Below are 18,417 nucleotides of genomic sequence, written 5' to 3'. Positions count from 1 at the left end.
AGGAGGCCGCACATGAACGAATCCAGCACGCTGGATCAGTTGTTCCGTCAGGCGCGCAGCCACAACGGCTGGCTGCCCCGCGACATCACCGACGCCGAGCTTCACGCCCTGTACGAACTGGTGCGCCACGGCCCCACCAGCGCCAACACCAGCCCCATGCGGCTGGTGTTCGTCAAGACTGCCGAGGCCAAGGCCCGGCTCGTGCCGGCGCTGGCACCCGCCAACGTGGCCAAGGTGCTGGGCGCGTCCGTCACGGCCATCGTTGCGTACGACAGCGCCTTTCACCAGTGGGGCGAAACGCTGTTTCCGCATCGGCCATCGCAGTACGACGCCTATGCGGCGAATGCGGCGCTGGCCGAGGAAACCGCGCTGCGCAACAGTTCGCTGCAAGGCGGCTACCTGATCCTGGCCGCGCGCGCCCTGGGCCTGGACTGCGGGCCGCTGTCCGGCTTCGACGCCAACGCCGTGAACCAGGCGTTCTTTGCCGACAGCACCTGGCGCGTGAATTTCCTGTGCAACCTGGGCAAAGGAGATCCCGACAAGCTCTTTGCGCGCTTGCCGCGGCTGGACTTCGCCCAGGCCTGCCGGATTGCATGACCGACCCGGCAACGCCGGGCGCATACCTAGAAAACGAGGAGACATCATGACAACCCCCATCAACCCGGCCAGGCGGCGCTTCAGCCTGGGCGCGATGACCCTGCTGGCCGGCGCGCCCTTCGTGGCGCGGGCCGAAGACAGCTGGCCCAACCGGCCCGTCACCATCGTGGTGCCGTTCTCGCCCGGCGGCAACACCGACCTGATCGCGCGCATGATGGCCGAGAAGCTGGGCCAGCGCATCGGCAAGCCGTTCATCGTGGACAACCGCGGCGGCGCGGGCGGCCTGATCGCGGCCGAATACGTGGCGCGGGCCAAGGCCGACGGCCAGACCCTGTTCATGTCGACCATGACGCAGATCGTCACGGCGCCCATGACCAACAAGATCCGCTACGACCCCATCCGCGATTTCGCGCCCATCATCAATGTGGGCGGCAACCCGTTCGTGCTGGCGGCCAGCGCCCGCCACGGCTTCAAGACGCTGGCCGACCTGGTGGACTACGGCCGCGCCAACCCCGGCGCCCTGAACGTGGGCCACGCCGGCACCGGCGGGCTGACGCACCTGTCGGCGCTGCTCTTCCTGACGCGTGCGGGGGTGCAGGCGACGATGGTGCCGTACCGCGGCGGCGCGCAAGCGCTGGCGGACGTGCTGGCCGGGCAGATCGACCTGTACAGCGCCAGCGTGTCCGAAGTGCTGCCGCATGCGGCCACCGGCAAGCTGTCGCTGCTGGCGGTGTCCAGCGCCAAGCGGCTGGCGCAATTGCCCGACCTGCCGGCCATTGCCGAAACCTATCCCGGGCATGTCGTGGAAACCTGGAACGGCCTGGTCGGCCCCACGGGGATGCCCGAAGCGGTGCTGGCCCGCCTGGCCGACGAGGGCCGCCGCATCGTCGCTGACCCCGCCTTTCGCACGCGGCTGGAAGAAGCCGGCATCACACCCTATGGCGAACTGCGCGACGCCTTCGCCACCCGCATCAAGACGGAACAGGGGCTTTGGCAGCCGGTGATCGAAGCCGCCGGCATCGAGCCTCAGTAGCGCATCGCCGCCGCGCCGCCGCCCGGCGGCGCGGCCACCTCGCGCAGGCAGGCAATGAACGTCTGGCAGGCGGCGCCGGGCTCGCGGTTCAGGCGCAGCGAATAGCCCACGGTGCCGAAGGCGCCGGTCTCGGGCAGGTTCAGGATGCGCAAGAGACCGGCATCCGAGAACTGCCGGGCCGCGGCGCGCGGCATCAGCGCCACGTGCGGCGTGTGCAGCAACAGACCGATATTGGTCAGGATCGACAACGATTCGACGATGTCCGTGGGCAACGGCAGGCCAGCACCGCGAAACAGGTGCTCGGCCGCCAGTCGCGCGGGCGAATCCGGCGTGGGCAGGATCCACGGCGACCCGATCAGCTCGGCCAGATGCGTGACGCGGTCGGCCGCCGGGCCATAGCCCTTGCCGACCACCACGCACAGGGCCTCGTCAAACAGCGCGTGGTGGCTGAGCGCATGGGCGTTGGCCAGGGGCAGCTCGGGTTCGGGCAGGCGGCCGACGACGATATCCACGTCGCCCGCGGCCAGCGCCGGAAACAGGTGTGCGGTGGCGCCTTCGCGCACGGTGACCAATACGCCGGGCGCACGCGCCTTCAACATCGCGATCGCGTTGGGCAGCAGGCGGGCCGACGCCGAGATCAGCGTGCCCACCGTGACGTGGCCGCTGGCGCCCAGGCGGAAATCGTTCAGTTCGTCGGTCATGCCGCGCAATTCGGCCATCAGCAGCTTGACCCGGCGGCCCAGCAGCGCGCCCAGCGCGGTCGGCGCCACGCCACGGTTCGACCGTTCGAACAGCGGGCCGTCGAAGCAGGCCTCGAGTTCCTGGATGACCTTGGTCACCGCCGGCTGCGACAGCCGCAATTCCTGGGCCGCGCCGATCACGGAGCCGGCTTCGAGCACCCGCCCGAAGATCATCAGCTGGTTCAGCTTCAAGCGGCGGATCAGCGACAGGTCATTCAAGGGAAGCGCTTCCGCGGCATGCATGGTGGGTTCCTCTTGTCCAAAGCCCGAGGGTACAGGCCCCGCGGCCCGGCCGCTCGCGGCCTGCCGCGATTCTGGTGCATTCGCCGCCCCGCGCCTATCCAGGAAGGCCCTGATGTATACATCTTGAAATACGGCCGCTATAACCAAATCGCCCGTCACTATAAGCAGACAGTTCAATAAACCTATTCCCCCTCTTCGTATACTTTTATCAATAAATGTATACAACAAAAGTCCAACGTTGACCCGAGCGACAGGCCCGAACCGCAAAGCGGCCGGACCGGCTCACCGAGGAGGGGAAAGTCCAATGAAGAGGATTTCGGCACTGGCGGCCGTGGTGGCGCTATGCGCAGGTTCCAGCGTGCAGGCCCAGACCCGCGTCTGGCTGTCCGGCTACGTCGACATGAACATCAAGCACCTGCAGTCGTCCGGCCCCGGTTCGACGACGCGCATGTCCAGCGGCGGCCTGAACAATTCGCGCTTCAACCTGAGCGGCGTGGAAGAACTGGGCGACGGCAACAAGGCCGTGTTCACGATCGAACCCATGTTCTCGGCCAACAACGGCCAGCAGGCTGCGCAGTTTCGCCAGTCGTTCGTGGGGCTCAAAGGCGACTGGGGCGAATTGACGCTGGGCCGGCAGTTCACGCCGTCGTACTGGATCGCCGGCTATGCCGACCCGAGCTGGGCCGCCGAGTTCAGCATGGTCAACAACATGGAATTCTTCTATGCGTCGTACCGGGTGGACGGCGCGGTGCAGTACAAGACGCCAGCGTTCCATGGCCTCACGGGGCGCCTCATGATGACCAACGGCGAAGGCGGCAGCTCCAAGGCCGGGCGCTTCATCAGCACCGCCCTCGAATACCGCGAAGGCCCGCTGTTCCTGGGCGTGGCCAGCGAGCAGCAATACACCCGCGACATCTTCCGCTCGTCCGAGGTGCATTCCTCGCGCGACAACTATTTCTCGGCCGTCTATCGCATCGGCTCGGTCGAACCCACGTTCATCTTCCATACCTACAACGGCTATTACGCCTACCCACCCTACACCGCCTTCAACGCCAGCGGGTGGGATGTTCAGCTGGGCGCGCGCTGGAACATCGACGGCCGCAACCGCCTCTACGCCAGCGTGGTGCACCGCCACGACGACGACAACAAGAGCCTGTCCAGCGCCAACGGTTTCGTCCTGGGTTTCATCCACGGCCTGTCCAAGCGCACCGACCTGTACGCCAGCGTGGCCCATGTGCAGCATCGCCGCGCCGCGCCCGTGCCGTATCCCGTGACCTTCCAGAACTATCCCAACGCCGGCCAGAACCCGACCGGTTACCAGGTCGGCATCCGCCACGCCTTCTGAATGCCCGCCGCCATTGCCGCATCCGGCGAGCGTCCTCGTCCCCAAGGAGATTGCATGTCCATTCACCGCCCCCACTGGCCTGCCCGTTTCGCGGGCCCGGCCTTCGCTTCGCTGTTGCTGGCCGGCGCCGCGCTGCCGGCCTGCGCCCAGACCGCGCCGGCCGCACCGAACAAGCCTGCTGCGCCGGCCGCCACGCCCGGTACGCCCAATGTGCAGGACCCCTATCTGGCGCAATGGTTGCGCCTGACGCCCGAGCGCCGGCCCGTGCCGCAAAAGCCCGGCGTGGATTACGGCATGGACCCGGCGACCGGCCAGTTCATCTGGCCCAAGGCCACGCCCGAAGTGCACACCGGGCAGAAATTCCCCGGCGAAATGACAAGCTGGGACAAGCAAAGCTACGCCAAGAACGTCAAGGTGCTGGCCTTCTACCCCGGCGTGGGTTCGCCTTTCCATGCCTGGAACAACATCGCCGACTTCGAGGGCCGCCGCTACCTGTACGTGCACGACCGCGACTACCTGCGCATCCTGGATGTCACCGATCCGGCCCACGGCAAGATCGTCTATTCCAAGGGCGGCGTATGGGGGCCGAAAGGGTCCAGCGAAAAGTACGATCCGAATACCGTGCAGGACTATCTGGGCGGCGCCACCATCGCCTGGAGCAAGAAGCTGGGCAAGCCGGTGCTGGTCGCCTCGTTCGAGATCGGCCGCTATGGCCTGATGAACGAAAAGCTGGAGCAGCCCGACAAGGTCGCCGCGCAGCGCCAGTACAACTCGCTCAAGGGCTTCAAGGTCTTCGTCATGGACGGCCCCTTGCCCAGCCAGTGGCGCCTGATCGCCACCCGCACCACGGATTACCAGCATCCGGACGCGCCGGTCGGCCAGCAGCGCGGGTCCGGTTCGCTGGATTCGCCGGAGTACTACGGCGGCAAATACATGATCCTGTCGGCCGCGCCGGACGACACCTACGGCCTGACCGAATACCCGAACTACCTGTATTCGCCCGGCTACCAGGTCTGGGACATGAGCGATCCGGCCGATCCCAAGTTCGTATCGCAGATCGCCGTGCCGGGCCAGATCCTGGGCGACAAGGAACACGAAGAGGCCTACCTGATGAATCCGCGGGCGGGCAACCGCACGTCCTGGATGGGGTCGCGCAACCCCATCTTCCTGTCGCAGCCGCTGGAAAACGGCGGCAAGGTCGGCTTCGGCGCCATGGGCGGCCTGGGCGTGTACGCCTTCGACCTGTCGGACCCCGCCAAGCCCAAATTGCTCAGCGGCGTCAACACGGCGCCCAGCTTTGCCGGCACCGAATTCGACAATGCCGACGTCAGCCAGTACGCGCGCACCGGCTACGTGTTCGCCAACGGCTACCCGATGAACCGCGACTGCTATGAGCCCTACAAGGACATTTTCGTCATCGACGCCCGCGACCCTTCGCACCTGAAGGTCGCGGCCAAGATGCCGCAACCGGAAGTGCCGGCCGGCGCGCCGTTCACCAGCTTCTGCCAGCGGGGCGGCAACTTCGGTCCGAAACGCGCCAACGCCATCGGCCAGCCGGGCCAGTGGCGCCAGGGCATCGTGCCCTACTCGTTCTACAACGCAGGGGTGCAGATCTTCAATGTGGAAGATCCCGCCAAGCCCACCATCGCCGGGTACTTCGTGCCCGCGCTGGCCGATGAGTCCGAGCTGCCCGTCTATACCCTGGGCAAAGGCGTGTTCTCGATCTACACCGAGTACGACCGCAACATCATCTGGGCCTTTACCGAGAACGGCGCGTACGCCTTGTCCACGCCCTTGCTGGGGGAACCGAAGCTGGGCATGGCCGACAAGCCCTGGCCCGCGCGCTGAGCCGGGCAGGCTGCGGCGGCCCCGTGCTTAATCCGCCGCCGCGGCTTCCAGCACAAACGCCGGTTCCAGCCGGTTGCCGCCCAGCGCCTTGGCCCGGTACAAGGCCTGGTCGGCCCGCGCCAGCGCATCGGCCAGCGACGGCGCATCACGGTCATAGCGCGCCAGCCCGATGCTGACGCTGGCGCGCAGCCCCAGGCCGCTGGCCGGATCGGCGATCGTGTCGGCGAATCGTCGGGCGGCGGCCTCGCCCAATGCCTGGGCCTGGCCGGCCGCTTCCCCCGACAGCAAGGCGGCGAATTCCTCGCCGCCGATGCGGGCCAGGATGGCGTCGGGGCCGAGCACGTCGCGCACGATCTGCGCGAACGCTTTCAGGACGTGGTCGCCCGTCTGGTGGCCGTAGCGGTCGTTGATGGCCTTGAACTGGTCCAGGTCGAACGCCAGCACGGCCACCGGTCCGCGGGCGACGCTGTCGTCGATGGCCCGCGCGCCCTGCTCGAAGAACCAGCGGCGGTTGCCCAGGCGGGTCAGGTAGTCGGTCTGGGATTCCAGCACCAGCCGGCTCAAGGTTTCTTCACGGATGAGCTTGATCAGCGTCATCGGCAGAATCACCGAATACAGCACCCCTTCGTACATGGTGATGTTGCTGGCCAGCAGTTGCGCCGCCGGGCCGTGGGCCGCAACCCACCAGGGCAGGATGAAGGCCCGGCCCAGATAGATCAGCGCATGGATGCCCGCGACCGCCACGGCGATGTAGCGGGTCTTGAAGGCTTTCAGGGAATCGCACCGCCATAGTTCCCACGCGGTCAGGCCGCTGACCAGGGCGATGGGAAAAGCGCTGACGTATTTCCAGACCAGATCCTGCCCGCCCGCGCCGGCCACCAGCCAGATCAGGGCCATGACGGCCAGCAAGGCAAAGGCGCGGACCCGGTAACGCCGCCCGCTCAGCGAGGCCACGCTGTTCAGCACCAGCAGGTAGCCGCTCAGGATGACCAGGTTGCTCAAGGCCGGGCCCAGCACGGCAGGCAGGTCGGCGCGAAACAGCACCGAGGTACAGCCGACCGCCAGCGTGGCAAAGCCCGCGGCCAGCAGGCGCAGCGAACGACTGCGAGTGGGATGGGTTCGATGCTCCCAGAACGTCAGGCCGGCGCTGGCCAGCAGCGTTCCGATGGTAATGAGATACAGGGTGAGGAGATCGACGTACATCTCGAATAGGGAGGGTTTGCGCCGGGAGAGGCGGCGGCAGTCGCAATTTTAGGGGGAAAACCTTCGCACGGATGTGACGAGTCCGGGGAACCACGAAGGTGATACGCCCCTATTTTTTGCAGGCAAACCCGCAATTTCACCCCGCCCGCGCGCGAATTGAGGTCAACTAGCGTCCCCAACGCTTGCGAGATTCCCGCCGCCATGGCCAACCGTTCGTATCTCTACAGCTTGAGCAACCGCCCCACGTCCTACGCCGACCGGCCCGAGACGATTTCGGGTTTGTCCGAATGGCCCTACGACGTGCCGTTCATCTACCGCCTGTTGATGTCGGGCGACCCGCAGCTGTGCGCGTCGCTCGTTTCCGATGGCCTGGACGACGATGAGCCCGGTTCCCGCACCCGGCTCTACGCCATCAGCAGCCCGTTCGAACCCGGTTTCGAGCGGGTCAAGCGCTTCCTGGACATCCTGCGCGTCGCGGTGGCCGTGCCGCTGCCCACCGCCTCGCCGGCCCCGACCGCGCCGCAACCGGTGTCGTTCCTGGAACGCGTCAAGCGCCTGTTCTCGGCGGGCAAGAAACCCGGTTCGTCGATTCCGGTGCAGGCGGCCACCACATCGTACGCGCCGCCGTCCAACCTGCTGGTGGCGATGGACGAAACCCTTGCCTTTCTCGAGGCGCACCGGGACGCATACCTGCTGCTGGAAACCATCGAACTGGACATCATGAGCGAGTCTGGCGAGGCAGCACTGAAGGCCAGCGTCGAGCAGGAACTGGCGCGCTGCCAGCATGCCGGCGCGGCGCTGGACGCGTTGCCTGCGGATATCGCCGAGGCCGCACGCCAATTGAAAAGCGCCTCGGTACAGCAGGCCGCCGAACCGCTGGACGTGCTGTTCGGGCTGCGGCTGGACAATGAATTCGACAGCACCCGCAGCGGCGCCACGGAATATCCGCTGGGCCTGGAATGGTCGGACGTGCTGTATTTCGAGCTGTTCAACCGCAGCGAATACGAAGCGCGCCAGCGCTAACGCCAGAAGATCTACCCCCGGCGCGCCGCCTCGATCGCGGCAACGTCGATCTTGCCCATCTGCATCATGGCCTCGAAGGCGCGCTGGGCCACGCCCGGATCCGGGTCGGTGATGGCGTCGGTCAGCACGCGCGGGGTGATCTGCCACGACAAACCCCATTTGTCCTGGCACCAGCCACAGACGTTTTCCTTGCCGCCATTGCCGACAATGGCATTCCAGAGGCGGTCGGTTTCTTCCTGGTCGTCGGTGGCGACCTGGAACGAAAAGGCTTCGTTGTGCTTGACACCCGGGCCGCCGTTCAGGCCCAGGCACGCAACGCCCATGACCGTGAATTCCACCGTCAGCACGTCGCCCCGCTTGCCGGATGGAAAATCGCTGGGGGCCCGCATGATCCGGCCCACGGCGCTGTCGGGAAACGTCTTGGCGTAGAACTGGGCGGCTTCCAGAGCGCCGCCGTCATACCAGAGGCAAATCGTGTTTTTGCTGACCATTCGGGTTCTCCTGTCGATGACGCATCGCGGCTTGCGACGCGTCGGCGGGCACGGGCCGCTTGAACAAGGCTGCGTCGTCGAGAATACTGCGCGCCCCCGGCCGGCAGGCGTTACCAAGCGTAGGCAAATGTCCGGGCCTGGCGGCCGGCGATCACCGGCCTGTGCAAGGCTGGATTCAGGGGTGACAGGCCCTAGGCATTGGCGCGCAGCCAGTCTTGCATGCTTGTGACGGGGATGCCGTGCCGGGCATTGAAGGTCTCGGTCTTGTCCCAGGCCACGCCGCGCCCTTGGGCGAACACGGCACGGTACTTGCGCATGGCGCTGTCCGGCTCGGCAGCCAGCAGGCGTTCCAGTTCGGGCACCGTCCATTCGTGGCGCTCGACCTGGCCGCCGCGCACGCGGTCCAGCGCGTCGGCCACCTGGCGGTACGTCACCGTATCGCCGGCCACGAACACCGCCTGGTTGGCGATGCGCGGCTGGGCGAACAGGATCTCGGCCGTCAACGCGCCGATGTCGTCGGCCGTGGTCAGGGTCACGGCGGTGTCCAGGCTGCCCAGCGCGTTGACGCGGTTGGCGGCCAGGTCGACCACGCCGAAGGCAGGTTCGAACAGGAAGCTGGTGAACATGCCGGTGGACACGATGATCCATTCGGTGGCCTGTTGCGCCCGCAGCAGGTCGCGCACGTCCAGCTGTTCATCGAACAGGTCCTGCGGACTGCCCCGGCCGATGGCGTCGTAGTCGACCCCGAACTGCCACGGCACGAAGCGCTTGACCCCGCCATCCAGCGCGGCCCGCGCGATCTTGCGCTGCACGCCGGGGCCTCCGACAAAGCCCGTGCACGAGATCACGGTGTGAAAACGGCCGAAGGTAGCGGCGAGCTCGGCGGCCGATTGTTCGGCCAGGTCGCCGTGGACGAGGTCGACGCCCAGCGCATGCAGTTCGGCCAGGTCTTGCTGGCGGGCCGGGTCGTCGGAGGCTGCGGACGACGGGCGCAGCAGCACCGACAACGAAACATCGCCGGCCTGGCGGGCCCGCGGCGCCAGGGCGCGCAGCATGGCCATGCCAAGCTGGCCGGCGCCCAGGACGAGAATAGTGGTGTGATTCAACATGAGAGTCCCCGAGGGATGAGTCGATGGAGTGAAGACGGAGGTCTGTTGGAGGCAGCCTGCGGCCGATCGCCAGAGCGATGCGACACAACGCGGCGGTGATGGGCTGGCCAGTGTAGGAGCGCGCGCACCAGCCATTGTTCGCGCTGCTTGAATACACATCGCAGGGACCAACCGCCCGTAAAAACCGGGGCGTTGTTAAGATCGCGCCATCCCCGCCGCATTCGGCGAGCGGCAGGCGCCGCTCCGTCGGCGCACGCCCTTTCAGCAGGCATGGCCCATGGACAAACTTCAAGCGATGGCAACGTTCGTGCGGGTCGTCGAGGCGCGCAGCTTCAGCCGCGCGGCGCAATCGCTGGCAATGCCGCGTTCGTCGGTGACCACCGTCATCAAGCACCTGGAAGCCCACCTGGGCACGCCGTTGCTACGGCGCAGCACTCGCAGCCTGAGCCTGACCGAGGCGGGCGAACGTTATCTGGCGGCCTGCCAGGCCATCCTGGCCGATATTGCCGCCGCGGAAAACGACGTGTCCGCCGCCACCCTGGCCCCGCGCGGCCGGGTGCGCGTCGACATGCCGGGCACCATCGGGCGCGCCATCGTCGTGCCGCGCCTGATTGAATTCGAAGCCCGCTACCCGGACATCGAAGTGGTGCTGGGCCTGAGCGACCGGCCGGCGGACCTGATCTACGAAGGCATCGACTGCGCGATCCGCAGCGGCGCGCTGGCCGATTCCACGCTGGTGGCGCGCCCCTTGGGCCAACTGACCTGGCTGACCTGCGCGTCGCCCAAGTACCTGAAACGCTTTGGCGAACCGGAATCGGTGGCGGCGCTGGCCTCGCACCGCGTCGTGAACTACCTGTCCAACGCCACCGGCCGGCCGCTGGACTGGCGCTTTCGTGTGGCGGGCAAGGCCATGTCGGTCGCCCTGCCCAGCCGTTACGCCGTCAACGAGACCGAGGCCTATCTGCACTGCGGGCTGGAAGGGCTGGGGCTGATCCAGCTGTCGGAACTGGCGGCGGCCGTCTACCTGCGCAGCGGACGGCTGCGCGAAGTACTGGCCGATGCCCGCTGCGCACCGGTGCCGATTTCCATCGTCTACCCCCAGGCCCGCGCCACGGCGGCGGTCAAGACCTTCGTGGACTGGGTCATCGAGATCGCGCGGCCCGAACTGACACCGTGATTCGGCGCTAGACCCGAGGCCCGGCCAAAGCCGGCGGCGCGGTCGCTTGCTCGCCGCCAAGTGACAAATTCATCACTCATCTACAATCCGGGGTCACATTGGCTGCCTCTGGCGGCCGGTCCGTAGCCCCAGGTAGCATGACGCGCGCGAAGAAACCCGCTCCCAGAAAGAGAAGCACCCCCTCTCGAACGAATTCCCGGTCCGCCGGCCGCATTCCCCGTTTTTTACGGGCGCTGGTCGTGACCTCGCTGGCCAGCTTCGGCGCCGCCACCTACATGCTCAATCCGCACTGGCGGATGCCGGCATCGGCCAGCGACCTGCTGTCGCGACTGGGCTGGCCGTCGCAAGAGCGCACGGCGCCAGTTGCCTTGCCCACGCCCAATTCGGCGCTGGTGCAGACCACCTTTACCGACTGCCCGCAGTTCTTCCCGAATGCGCGCCCGCCTGCGGTGCCCGCCAGCCAGCGGCTGCGCGAGGTGTGTTTTTCGTCGTTCGCGATTTTGCACAATGGCCAGACCAAGACGCCCGTGTTCGTGGCCGAACGGCTGAACCGGCAGAACCTGGCGCAGGCCAAGGGTCTGCACCGCACCGACAAGTTCTACGCCGACGCGCGGCTGCCGCGCGCCGAGCGGTCCGAGCTGGACGATTACCGGGGATCGGGCTATTCGCGCGGCCACATGGCGCCGGCTGGCGACATGGCCACGCCCGAAGCCATGGCGCAGAGTTTTTCGCTGGCGAACATGGTGCCGCAGGACCAGACCCACAACGCCGGCCCCTGGAGCCGCATCGAACAGGACACGCGCCAATACGTGATGCGGGCGGCGGGCGACGTGTACGTGTTCACCGGGCCGGTCTATGCCGACCGGCCCAAGACCATCGGATCGGGCGTGGCCGTGCCGACCTATATCTACAAAGTGGTGTACGACGCCACCAGCGGGCGGTCGTGGGTGCACTGGCAGGCCAACAGCGCCAGCACCAAGGCCGGCCCGCCGATCAGCTATGAAGAGTTCGTGAAACGCACGGGAATGCGGTTACTGCCGCAGTAGGCAATGCAGGGCTGCCGCAGTAGGCAATGCAGGGCTGCCGCGCCGAATATCAACAACCTTCAGCGTTGATTACCAGGTTTTAGTATTCGAAAACATATGGCAACACGGGTTATTCGAGTCAGCGATATGATTTGCGCCGCTTGAATGCCTAAAAGGATAACCATGAAAAATGTCACCCGGACCGGCAGCCTGACCGCAGCATTGCTGCTTGCCTTGCTGACGGGCGGCGCGATGGCGCAATCGGCGCCCGCGGCCCCTGCCCCGGCTGCTGCGCAACCTGGCAAGTCGGACGCCAAAACCGCCGAGCCAGCCAAGGCGGGCGAAAACCAGACTGACGCCGGTAAAACCGACAAAAGCCAAACGGGCGCGGGCAAAGCCGGCACCAATCCGGCCCCCGACGCCGTCAACCGCCCCATGACCGAGCAGGAATACTACGCCCGCATGGAAGCGGCGTTCGACAAGCAGGACATCAACGGCGACGGTTATCTCACGCGCGGTCCGCTCTTGAATGAAGCGACCTCGGAACAGGTGGCCGCGATGGACACCGACGGCGACGGACGTATCAGCAAGGCCGAGTTTCTGGACTATGCGATGAAGAATTTTCGCAGCCGGCCTAAATACGAAATGAATCGCAAGCCCAAGCCTTGAAACCCTGGCGTTCAGGCGAGCGTGGGGCCGTCATTTTCCTGTTAACGAATAGATACATAAGACAGAAAATCGGCAATTCGCGCACGCCATGACGCGTGCTAATTTACGGCCCGGCAGTACGTGCCTGGTAATAGGTACCCGGTAATACCTACCCAGTAAAACGTGCGTCGCCATACCGACAACGCATTTCCCACTTCCTACAAGACTCCCCCTATGCACATGATCCCCGATCGCGCCCCGGCTTTCACGCCCGCCAAGAAGCGGTTGATGTCCGGCATTTACGCTGTTGCCCTGGGCCTGGCTTTTGTGGCGGCAGCGCCGGTCATGGCGGCGCCGGGGGATGCGCCGGCATTGGCGCCGGGCCAGCTTCCGCCCCGCCCCCAGTCCCAGGTTCAGCCGCAAACGCAGCCACAAACGCAGCCGCAGTCCCAATCGCCGACGTTGCCTCCCCGGCAGCCGCAGACCCAGCCCCAGGCCCAGCCGCAACAGGCGCAGCCGCAATCCGGCCAGGCCGCAGCCCCGGGCCAGTCTTTGCAACGGGTGCAGAAGACCGAAATCCTGAACCAGGCCGCCTACGAGCGCCTGCTCAACAACAGCGGCGTCACCTTGCAGTGGCTCTGGAGCGACAATCGTGGCCACCTGACGGCCCGTGACGACCGCGACGTGGTGAGCCTGGAAGGCGGCCAGGTCAACGGCGACCGCTCCGTGGAACTGCGCGGTGAAGTGGTCTCGATCTCGGCCGACCGCTTCACTTTCCGCGGCACCATCCTGATCCTGAACGCGCCCGACCCGGGCCGTCGCTGCGAACGCACGGGCGACTATGAATTCCGCGCCACCGGCAAGCGCAAATACTGGCGCCTGCAGCAGATGGAAGCGTGCGGCGGCCTGACCGACTACGTCGATATCTACTATTGAAGTGCCTGCGGCGCGGCGGCCTGCCGCGCCGTTGACGTCGAAGAACGAGCCTAGCGGCGCCCTGCCGTGGCACGGCAAAAATCAGAACATTCCAATGTTCGCGGGGGATTGCACTGCGTAATCTGCAAGGCCTTGGCCCACCTGCAGTTGCTCTCCGCAATCCTCGATTCTTCTCATGAAATCCCCTGTACCCCTGGGCGCCGCCGGCGCCCAGAATGCTTCGTCCTTCGATACCCTCCCCGAATTCGACTACCGCGCCCTGGCCAGGCAAGCGCTTGCGCAAGACATCGCTTCGCTGCGGCGTCAGTCCCTGACAGGCGCCGCGCCGGTCAAACTCTACGAACACGGCTGGGGCGCCGCCCTGCTCTGCGGCCTGGCAGGGGGATTGCTGCTGGTTGCCGGCCTGCTGGCGGGCCTGGAATTGAAGCGGTGGCTCATGGGCGCCATTGGCGTCATCAGCGGCTTGCACCTGACCAAGGCAGCCCTGCGGGCGTTCTGGCTGCAGCGCCAGCCCTATGCCGTGCTGTCGCACAAGGGCGTCTGGCTGCCGGACCTGAACACCTTGGTCTCCTGGGACCAGATCACCGGCGTCAGCACGGAAGAACAACTGAACCTGTCGGCGGGCACCAGCGCCCTCGTCAGCAAGCGGATCGTACTGACCATGGCCGCGGGCTATCAGCCGCCCAGGGACGCCCGCAAGGGCTCGCGCACCCGCTATGCGGCGACGTCCAGGGAATACGTCTTGCCATACCCCTCCCGGGACACGGCGCCCGAGACGGCCGTAGCAGCCCTGTCGCGTTACTGGGAGGCGAATGCGGCGCTGGCCCGCGCCACCGCCGGCGCCAAGGGATGCGCCGATTAGCGGTATCCTGTTGCCACCTCGGCATACACGGGACCCCTGAATGAACCCCACCCTGATCAAATGGATGACCAGCGTTGTGTTCGGCCTGCTGGTCGGCCGGGCGGCATTTGGCGTCGTCAATCCCATCCTGATCGTGCTGTTCGGCTTGAACCATCCGGCAGGGCAGCCCTATGTGGCCGATGCCCCTGACGTGCTGGACCGCATGCTGATCACCGGCACGATCATCAGCGCGTTGATCACGATTGGGGTGGCGGCGGCGTTGCTCCGCATTGCCGACAACCGCGGCCGGGCCGGCTGGGGCTGCGTGCTGCTCGGCGTGACGCTGCTGCTGACGCTGGCGGCCAGCGTGCTGACCATGAACCCCAGCCTGCAAGACGCCGCCACGGCCGGTGCGCAGGCCGCCAACGACACCAAGACCGCGCTCTTCTTCTGGGTGCTGATCTTCGGGCTGCCCTACCTGGGCGGCGGGTTGCTCCTGACCATCGGCGGTACGGTGCTGATCCGCAAGCGCCGCGCCCTGCCTTGAACGCCACCTCGATCGCCCCGGCGCTGGTGCGCGGGGCCCTGGAACTGGAAACGACCGCGCGCGGCCTGCTGCCGCATCGCCTGCCTGCGTGGGCGCGTCAGCAGTGCCCGGACCCGCAACTGGCCATGGCCGAATCGCAGCCGTCGGGTGTGCGCCTGGTGTTCCAGACCACCGCCACGCGGATTGAACTGGATGTTGCCCCCACGCGCTACGTCTATGCCGGTGTACCGCCGCGGCCTGTGGGCATCTACGACCTGCGGATCGACGGCCGACTGGCCGCGCAGGCCAGCGCGGATGGCGGCGATGTGATCACGATCAACATGGCTACGGGCGCAGTCTCGCGGCACACGGGGGCACTCGCCACGCTGCGCTTTGCCGACTTGCCCGGCCACGCCAAGCGGGTCGAGATCTGGCTGCCCCATAACGAAACCACTGAACTGGCCGGCTTGCGCAGCGACGCGCCGCTTGAATCGGTGCAGAGCGATGGCCGGCCCGTGTGGCTGCACCACGGCAGTTCGATCAGCCACGGGTCCAACGGCGACAGTCCCACCGCCATCTGGCCGGCGCTGGCCGCCCGCCTGGGCGGGATGGAACTCTTGAACCTGGGTTTCAGCGGCAGCGCCTTGCTGGACCCCTTCATGGCGCGCGTCATCCGCGACACGCCGGCCGATGTGATCAGCCTGAAGCTGGGCATCAACCTGGTCAACGCAGACCTGATGCGGCTGCGCGCCTTCGGCCCGGCAGTGCATGGCTTTCTGGACACGATCCGCGACGGCCATCCCGATACGCCGCTGCTGGTGGTGTCGCCGATCCATTGCCCGATCCATGAAGACACGCCGGGCCCCGGGGCCTTCGATACCGACGCCCTGGCCGTCGGCAAGCTGGCCTTTCGCGCCACTGGTAACCCGACCGAGCGGCAGGCCGGCAAACTGACGTTGACGGTGATTCGCGACGAACTGCGCCGCATCGTCGCGCAGCGCGCCGCCACCGACCCGCAGCTGCGCTATCTGGACGGCATGACGCTGTATGGCCCGGCGGACTTTGCCGAACTGCCCCTGCCCGACCGTTTGCATCCGGACGGCGCGTCGCACCGCCGCATGGGCGAACGTTTCGCGCAGCGGGCGTTCGGCGCCGACGGGCTGCTGCTGCCGACCGCCTCGGGCGCGAAAGGTTAGCGCGGCGCGCGCCCCCGCAAAGCCAGGCAACACGGTTTGCAGTCTGACACCATTTTCCCCAGGGCTGCTCAGCGCCCGCCAGGCCCGCCCGGTACAATTTCCCGCGCCCTTCCCCCAAACCGCTGTTCCTGTCGTCCAAGCTCCTCGCCCATGTCCAATCTCATCGTCCACGGCGGCACGCCCCTGCGCGGCCGCGTCATTCCGTCAGCCAACAAGAACGCCGTGCTGCCCGTGCTGTGCGCCACGCTGCTGACCGACCAGCCGCTGCGGCTGCATGGCGTGCCCGACATCACCGACGTGCGCAAGATCCTGGACATCTTCCGCACGCTGGGAAGCGAGGTGCGGCTGGACGAAAGCACCCGCACGCTGGACCTGCACCACCGCGACACCGCGTTCGACGCGGCGCAGCACCGGCTGCCCGAGGAAATGCGCTCGTCCATCATGCTGGTGCCTCCGCTGCTGGCGCGCTTTGGCGTGGCGCGGCTGGAAGACAACGTCAAGGGCTGCACGCTGGGCGTGCGCGAGATCGACCCGCACGTGGACATCTTCCGTTCGTTCGGCGGCGAAGTCGAACGCGCCAGCGGTTCGCTGCTGGTGCGCAGCGCCGGCCCGCTCAAGCCCACGCACCACTGGCTGGACTACGCGTCGGTCACCACCACCGAGAACTTCGTGCTGTGCGCGGCGGCCGCCGCGGGCGAATCGACCCTGACCAACGCGGCGTCCGAACCGCACGTGCAGGAATTCTGCCGCTTCATGGCCATGATGGGCGCCGACATCGACGGCATCGGCACCTCGCGCCTGACGGTGCGCGGCGGCGCCACCTTGCGGGGCGGCGAATTCACCTTCGAAGAAGATTTCCACGAGATCACCACCTTCCTGGCGCTGGGCGCCATCACCGGCGGCGACGTGGTGGTGCGCAACAGCACGCCCAGCAATTTCCCGCTGATCGACCGCACCTTCGCCAAGTTCGGCGTGCAGATCGTGCACGAGAACGGCTGGTCGCGCGCGCTGCGCAACGGCCCGCTGAAGGTGCAGACGCCCTTCACCAGCAATGTGCTGACCAAGGTCGAAGCTGCGCCGTGGCCGTATTTTCCGGTGGACCTGCTGCCGATCTTCATCGCGCTGGGCGTGTGCGCCGAAGGCAACGCAATGTTCTGGAACAAGGTCTACGACGGTGCGCTGGGCTGGACGGGCGAGCTGTCCAAGTTCGGCGCCCACGTGTTTTCGTCGGACCCGCACCGGGTCATCACCTTTGGCGGCAATCCGCTGACGCCGGCGGTGGTCGAAAGCCCCTACATCATCCGGGTCGCGATCGCGCTGTTCATGATCGCCAGCAGCATCGACGGCCGCTCGGAAATCCGCAACGCCACGCCCATCCGCCGCGCCCACCCGCGCTTTGTCGAAAACCTGCGCAGCCTGGGCGTGCAGGTCGAATAGGCCAGCGAGGAATAAACGGGGCACGGGTTTCCTATAATCGGGGGCTACCCACGGACGGCGCCACGGTGCGCCCTAGCCCCCAGGACCCCCTACATGCTTCCGATTGCCCGCCAGGATATCCACGTGCCCACCCGGCAAGGCCGCCTTTTCGCGCGCCGCTGGGACCCCGCGGGCCAGGGCGCCGAAGGGGTTGGGAATCCCGGGGCGGCAAACCTGGCCCCCATCGTGCTGTTCCACGACTCGCTGGGCTGCGTCGACCTGTGGCGCGATTTTCCCGAGCACCTGGCCGCGGCCACCGGCCGCAGCGTCATCGCCTATGACCGGCTGGGCTTCGGCCAGTCGGACCCCAACCCCGCCACGCTTGCCACCGGTTTCGTCGAAGCCGAGGCCCACGAGGGCTTTCATGACCTGCGCCAGGCGCTGGCCATCGGCCGCTACATCGGCCTGGGCCACAGCGTGGGGGGCGGCATGGCGATCTGCGCGGCGGCTGCCTACCCCGACGACTGTGTGGCGCTCATCACCGAGTCGGCCCAGGCTTTCGCCGAAGACCGTACGCTGGACGGCATTCGCGCCGCCCAGCGCAATTTCGCCGAACCCGGCCAACTGGACCGGCTGAAGAAATACCACGGCGACAAGGCCTCCTGGGTGCTGGCCGCCTGGGTCGACACCTGGCTGTCGCCGGCCTTTGCCGACTGGAATTTGAACGACACGCTGCGGCAGGTGCGCAGCCCCGTGCTGGCGCTGCATGGCGAACTGGACGAGTACGGCTCGGCAGCCCATCCCGAACGCATCGCGGGCCTGACCGGCGGCAAGCAGGCGTTGCTGGAAAACTGCGGCCACGTACCGCACCGCGAACAGGAACGCATCGTGCTCGACCTGGCCAGCCACTGGCTGCAGGCCGTGACCCCTCGCTAGGCTGACCTGACGCCGGCGTCCTGGCGACGTCGGCCCGCCGCCCGTACGGCGTGGCGCCCGTGATACCCGGGATACCCGTCGTGA

18 protein-coding genes are annotated in these 18,417 nt (G+C 66.9%); 14 read left to right on the top strand and 4 right to left on the bottom strand.

Annotated elements, in window-relative coordinates; all coding sequences use genetic code 11:
- The first annotated feature begins 12 nt into the window (after nucleotides 1–12).
- Nucleotides 13–597, top strand: coding sequence for a malonic semialdehyde reductase (locus U858_RS0104995; RefSeq protein ID WP_025136088.1), 585 nt, complete (start codon nucleotides 13–15; stop codon nucleotides 595–597).
- 46 nt (nucleotides 598–643) lie between these two features.
- On the top strand, nucleotides 644–1,630 hold the full coding sequence (locus tag U858_RS0104990; RefSeq protein WP_025136087.1) for a tripartite tricarboxylate transporter substrate binding protein: 987 nt from the start codon (nucleotides 644–646) through the stop codon (nucleotides 1,628–1,630).
- On the opposite strand, the gene U858_RS0104985 is transcribed toward U858_RS0104990, so the two are convergent.
- Nucleotides 1,624–2,613 carry a LysR substrate-binding domain-containing protein gene (locus U858_RS0104985; RefSeq protein ID WP_025136086.1) on the bottom strand — a complete coding sequence of 330 codons (990 nt, stop codon included), beginning with the start codon at nucleotides 2,611–2,613 and terminating at the stop codon, nucleotides 1,624–1,626. The genes U858_RS0104990 and U858_RS0104985 overlap by 7 nt on opposite strands.
- Nucleotides 2,614–2,917: 304 nt before the next feature.
- Between U858_RS0104985 and U858_RS0104980 the strand changes: the two genes are divergently transcribed.
- The gene (locus tag U858_RS0104980; protein WP_025136085.1) at nucleotides 2,918–3,958 is read left to right on the top strand and encodes a porin; all 1,041 of its coding nucleotides are present in this window, start codon (nucleotides 2,918–2,920) and stop codon (nucleotides 3,956–3,958) included.
- A gap of 54 nt (nucleotides 3,959–4,012) precedes the next feature.
- Nucleotides 4,013–5,806, top strand: coding sequence for a hypothetical protein (locus tag U858_RS0104975; RefSeq protein ID WP_025136084.1), 1,794 nt, complete (start codon nucleotides 4,013–4,015; stop codon nucleotides 5,804–5,806).
- A 27-nt stretch (nucleotides 5,807–5,833) separates the two neighbouring features.
- Here U858_RS0104975 and U858_RS0104970 read toward each other — a convergent pair whose 3' ends face one another.
- Nucleotides 5,834–7,009: a diguanylate cyclase gene (locus U858_RS0104970; RefSeq protein ID WP_025136083.1), complete on the bottom strand. Its 1,176-nt coding sequence runs from the start codon at nucleotides 7,007–7,009 to the stop codon at nucleotides 5,834–5,836.
- Between the two features lie 201 nt (nucleotides 7,010–7,210).
- Here U858_RS0104970 and U858_RS0104965 point away from each other — a divergent pair, with 201 nt between their 5' ends.
- Complete coding sequence (locus U858_RS0104965) at nucleotides 7,211–8,032, top strand: hypothetical protein (RefSeq protein ID WP_025136082.1); 822 nt, start codon at nucleotides 7,211–7,213, stop codon at nucleotides 8,030–8,032.
- Nucleotides 8,033–8,043: 11 nt separating this feature from the next.
- Here U858_RS0104965 and U858_RS0104960 read toward each other — a convergent pair whose 3' ends face one another.
- Both U858_RS0104960 and U858_RS0104955 read right to left on the bottom strand, forming a co-directional pair.
- On the bottom strand, nucleotides 8,044–8,523 hold the full coding sequence (locus U858_RS0104960; protein WP_025136081.1) for a VOC family protein: 480 nt from the start codon (nucleotides 8,521–8,523) through the stop codon (nucleotides 8,044–8,046).
- Between the two features lie 191 nt (nucleotides 8,524–8,714).
- Entirely contained in the window at nucleotides 8,715–9,632 is a 918-nt protein-coding gene (locus U858_RS0104955; RefSeq protein ID WP_029953542.1) for an aromatic alcohol reductase, read from the bottom strand.
- A 277-nt stretch (nucleotides 9,633–9,909) separates the two neighbouring features.
- On the opposite strand from U858_RS0104955, the gene U858_RS0104950 reads away from it, so the two are divergent.
- From U858_RS0104950 to U858_RS0104910, 9 genes are all read left to right on the top strand, one after another.
- On the top strand, nucleotides 9,910–10,809 hold the full coding sequence (locus U858_RS0104950) for a LysR family transcriptional regulator (protein WP_025136080.1): 900 nt from the start codon (nucleotides 9,910–9,912) through the stop codon (nucleotides 10,807–10,809).
- Nucleotides 10,810–10,946: 137 nt separating this feature from the next.
- Entirely contained in the window at nucleotides 10,947–11,855 is a 909-nt protein-coding gene (locus tag U858_RS0104945; RefSeq protein ID WP_081821537.1) for a DNA/RNA non-specific endonuclease, read from the top strand.
- 162 nt (nucleotides 11,856–12,017) lie between these two features.
- Nucleotides 12,018–12,503 (top strand): EF-hand domain-containing protein, encoded by a 486-nt coding sequence (locus U858_RS0104940; protein WP_025136078.1) that lies wholly within the window; start codon nucleotides 12,018–12,020, stop codon nucleotides 12,501–12,503.
- Between the two features lie 267 nt (nucleotides 12,504–12,770).
- Complete coding sequence (locus tag U858_RS35320) at nucleotides 12,771–13,418, top strand: hypothetical protein (RefSeq protein ID WP_232786491.1); 648 nt, start codon at nucleotides 12,771–12,773, stop codon at nucleotides 13,416–13,418.
- Nucleotides 13,419–13,593: 175 nt separating this feature from the next.
- Nucleotides 13,594–14,280 (top strand): hypothetical protein, encoded by a 687-nt coding sequence (locus U858_RS0104930; protein ID WP_025136076.1) that lies wholly within the window; start codon nucleotides 13,594–13,596, stop codon nucleotides 14,278–14,280.
- A 40-nt stretch (nucleotides 14,281–14,320) separates the two neighbouring features.
- Nucleotides 14,321–14,806, top strand: coding sequence for a hypothetical protein (locus tag U858_RS0104925; protein WP_029953540.1), 486 nt, complete (start codon nucleotides 14,321–14,323; stop codon nucleotides 14,804–14,806).
- A complete protein-coding gene (locus tag U858_RS0104920; RefSeq protein WP_029953539.1) occupies nucleotides 14,803–15,981 on the top strand; it encodes an SGNH/GDSL hydrolase family protein in 1,179 nt (392 codons plus the stop codon). Before U858_RS0104925 ends, U858_RS0104920 begins: the two co-directional genes overlap by 4 nt.
- A 150-nt stretch (nucleotides 15,982–16,131) precedes the next feature.
- Nucleotides 16,132–17,418, top strand: a complete 1,287-nt coding sequence (locus tag U858_RS0104915; protein ID WP_029953538.1) for a UDP-N-acetylglucosamine 1-carboxyvinyltransferase — start codon at nucleotides 16,132–16,134, stop codon at nucleotides 17,416–17,418.
- Nucleotides 17,419–17,511: 93 nt separating this feature from the next.
- Complete coding sequence (locus U858_RS0104910) at nucleotides 17,512–18,333, top strand: alpha/beta fold hydrolase (RefSeq protein WP_025136074.1); 822 nt, start codon at nucleotides 17,512–17,514, stop codon at nucleotides 18,331–18,333.
- Nucleotides 18,334–18,417: the final 84 nt, after the last annotated feature.

It is taken from the genome of Achromobacter sp. DH1f (genome assembly GCF_000633435.1).
In the GTDB taxonomy this organism is placed as follows: Bacteria; Pseudomonadota; Gammaproteobacteria; order Burkholderiales; family Burkholderiaceae_B; genus Achromobacter; species Achromobacter deleyi.
This window is presented reverse-complemented; position numbering and strand designations above follow the sequence as displayed.